Origin of the sequence: Rhizobacter sp. (assembly GCF_035702065.1) — a bacterium.
Taxonomy (GTDB): domain Bacteria; phylum Pseudomonadota; class Gammaproteobacteria; order Burkholderiales; family Burkholderiaceae_C; genus Rhizobacter.
In genome coordinates this window covers 1-3,009 of sequence record NZ_DASSRA010000474.1, presented here as the reverse complement: position 1 = coordinate 3,009, position 3,009 = coordinate 1, and the positions used below count along the sequence as shown (strand labels likewise).

General features: G+C 70.6%; 2 protein-coding genes and 1 pseudogene. 2 read left to right on the top strand and 1 reads right to left on the bottom strand.

Annotated elements, in window-relative coordinates:
- Window positions 1–222, bottom strand: a pseudogene (locus tag VFL64_RS21075) (ferredoxin--NADP reductase); the annotation flags it as partial.
- Between the two features lie 215 nt (window positions 223–437).
- On the opposite strand from VFL64_RS21075, the gene VFL64_RS21070 reads away from it, so the two are divergent.
- The gene (locus VFL64_RS21070) at window positions 438–1,037 is read left to right on the top strand and encodes a TetR/AcrR family transcriptional regulator (RefSeq protein WP_489542345.1); all 600 of its coding nucleotides are present in this window, start codon (window positions 438–440) and stop codon (window positions 1,035–1,037) included.
- A 27-nt stretch (window positions 1,038–1,064) separates the two neighbouring features.
- The gene (locus VFL64_RS21065; protein ID WP_489542344.1) at window positions 1,065–2,987 is read left to right on the top strand and encodes a PhoX family protein; all 1,923 of its coding nucleotides are present in this window, start codon (window positions 1,065–1,067) and stop codon (window positions 2,985–2,987) included.
- The last annotated feature ends 22 nt before the right edge of the window (window positions 2,988–3,009 follow it).

The following is a 3,009-nucleotide window of genomic DNA, read 5'->3' as shown; positions in this document are numbered from 1 at the left end:
GCCGTCTTGCACCTTGATGCTCAGGAACTCCAGCGTGTCGTCCCAGTGCGGGCTGACCACGCTGTAGGCGCGCAGCAGCGGCTTGCCGTCGACCACCAGGCCGATCATCGTGAACTGCCCGCTCTGGAAGCGAAAACCCGGGTCGCGGGTGCAGGTGAACGAGAACTGGCGGTCCGTCCAGTGGCGAACCGACAAGACCTTGGCTTCAAACAAGTTGCTCATGCGAGGTTTTCTGAGGGCAAAGCTGTGGCCAGCTCGCGCAGGTAGACCAGGGTGGAAGCCCGAGATTGTGCCTGCAAGCGGCCGAACTAGCCCATTTGGGGCCTCCCGCAACTCGGTGGGAACCCCAGATCCGTCACGCCCGGCCACGGCCAGCGCCACCGCCCGGGCGGGACCCGTGCCGGGTAATATGGCGCCCGTCATACCAAACACGCCCCATGCGCTACGACGCCGAACACAAGCAACGCACGCGCGAGCGCGTGCTCAAGGAAGCGTCTGCCGCCATCCGCAGCGAAGGGCCCGACCGCATCGGCGTGGCCGGCATCATGGCGCGCGCCGGGCTCACCCACGGCGGCTTCTACGCCCACTTTGCGTCGAAGGACGAGCTGCTGGTGGCCAGCATCACGCAGATGTTCGACGAGGCCTGCGCCTGGTTCGAGGAGCTCTCGCAGGGCAAGCCACCCGCCGAGGGCCTGTCGGCCTACGTGGGCTTCTACCTCTCGCGCTACCACCGCGACCACCGCGAGGCGAGCTGCCCCATCGCCAGCATGGCGGCCGACCTGCCGCGCCTGAACCTGGCTGCGCGCGAGGCCTTCGAGCGCGGGGCTGCGCGCCTCACCACGCTCATCGCCGGCAGGCTCGAAGCCATGGGCCGGCCCGACGCCGGCGTGCTGGCCGTGTCCATGCTGTCGGAGATGGTGGGCGCGGTGGTGCTGGCCCGCTCCATCGCCGACCTGGAACACTCCACCGCCATCCTGCGCGCCTCGCGCCAAGCCCTGCGCGAGCGCCTGGGCCTGGCGTTGCCCACCGACAGCTGAGAGCACGAGAAAGAGAAGGACACCGCCATGCCCAAGGACTTCGCCACCCTCGAAGACAGCAACCGCTCCGCCAACCCCAGCATCCACGAGCTGAGCGACCCGGCGCGCCGCACCGTGCTGCGTGGCGGGGCCGGCCTGGCGCTGGCCGGCCTGCTGGCGCCCGGCCTGCCGGGCTGCGCCAGCCCTGCGTCCGCGGGCGGGCCGCTGCTCGGCTTCAAGAGCGTGCCCACCGGCACCGCCGACACCGTCACCGTGCCCGAGGGCTACGTCACCCAGGTCATCGCCGCCTGGGGCGAGCCGGTGGGCGTGGCCGGGCAGATGCCGGCCTTCCAGTGGAACGCCGGCAACTCCGCCGCCGAGCAGGCGCTGCAGATGGGCATGCACCACGACGGCATGCACTTCTATGCGAAGGATGGCAGCCGCGGCGGCCTGCTGGCCATCAACCACGAGTACACCGACGACGGCCTGTTGCACCCCGATGGCCTGGCCAACTGGACGGCCGAGAAGGTGCGCAAGTCGCAGGCGGCGCACGGCGTCTCGGTGATCGAGCTGCGCCAGCGCGACGACCGCAGCTGGGAGGTGGTGCGGCCCTCGCCCTACGCGCGGCGCATCACGGCGTCCACCCCGGTCGAGCTGCGCGGCCCGGCCGCCGGCCACCCGCTGTTGCGCACCGCCGCCGACCCGAGCGGGCGGCGCGTGCTGGGCATCCTCAACCAGTGCGCGAGCGGCATCACACCCTGGGGCACCTACCTCACCTCGGAAGAGAACTTCGCCACCTACTTCAAGAGCCCCGACGCGCCCGACGCCCACCTGCAACGCTGGGGCCTGCGCAAGGGCCTGGTCAGCTGGTACCGCTGGCACGAGCACGACGAACGCTTCGACGCCGGCAAGCACCCGAACGAGATCAACCGCTTCGGCTGGGCGGTGGAGATCGACCCGCACGACCCGACCATGACGCCCATCAAGCGCACGGCCCTGGGCCGCGCCGCGCGCGAAGGCAACACCGTGGCGCTCACGCGCGATGGCCGCGCGGTGGTCTATTCGGGCGAAGACGCGCGTTTCGAATACATCTACAAGTTCGTCAGCCGCGATGCGGTCAAGCCAGGCGGCTTCAAGGCCAACGCCGAGCTGCTCGACCACGGCACGCTCTACGTCGCCCGCTTCGATGCCGACGGCCGCGGCCGCTGGCTGCCGCTCACGCATTCACAAGAGCCGGGCACGGGCCCGCTCACCGCGGCCAACGGCTTCGCCGACCAAGGCGAGGTGCTGATCAAGGCGCGCCAGTCCAGCGATGCGCTCGGCGCGACCAAGATGGACCGGCCGGAGTGGATCGCCGTCGACAAGGAGCGCTGGGTCTACTGCTCGCTCACCAACAACAGCAGCCGCGGCCAGGCCGGCCAGCCAGGCGTGGACGCGGCCAACCCGCGCGCCAACAACGTGATGGGTCAGGTGATCCGCTGGCGCGAAGACAGCGACTTCGACGCCACCACCTTCGAATGGAACCACTTCGTGCTCGCCGGCGACCCGGCCAACGCGCGGCCCGAGGCGAAAGGCAACGTCAAGGGCGACATGTTCGGCTGCCCCGACGGCCTGTGGGTCGACGGCCGCGGCGTGCTGTGGATCCAGACCGACATGAGCAGCAGCGCGATGGGCCAGGGCGAGATGCAGCGCCTGGGCAACAACATGATGCTGGCCGCCGACCCGCGCACGGGCGAGGTCCGCCGCTTCCTCGTCGGCCCGCCCGGCTGCGAGATCACCGGCGCCACCGGCACGCCGGATGGGCGCACGATGTTCATCAACATCCAGCACCCGGGCGAGAGCCCGAGCGAGCGGAGCGATCCGGCGAACCCGCGGCGCTATTCCAACTGGCCGGATCAGCGGGCGGATGGGCGGCCGCGGTCGGCGACGGTGGTGATCCGCAAGCTCGATGGGGGCGTGGTGGGGACCTGAGCCTCGGCACCCTGGCGAAGGG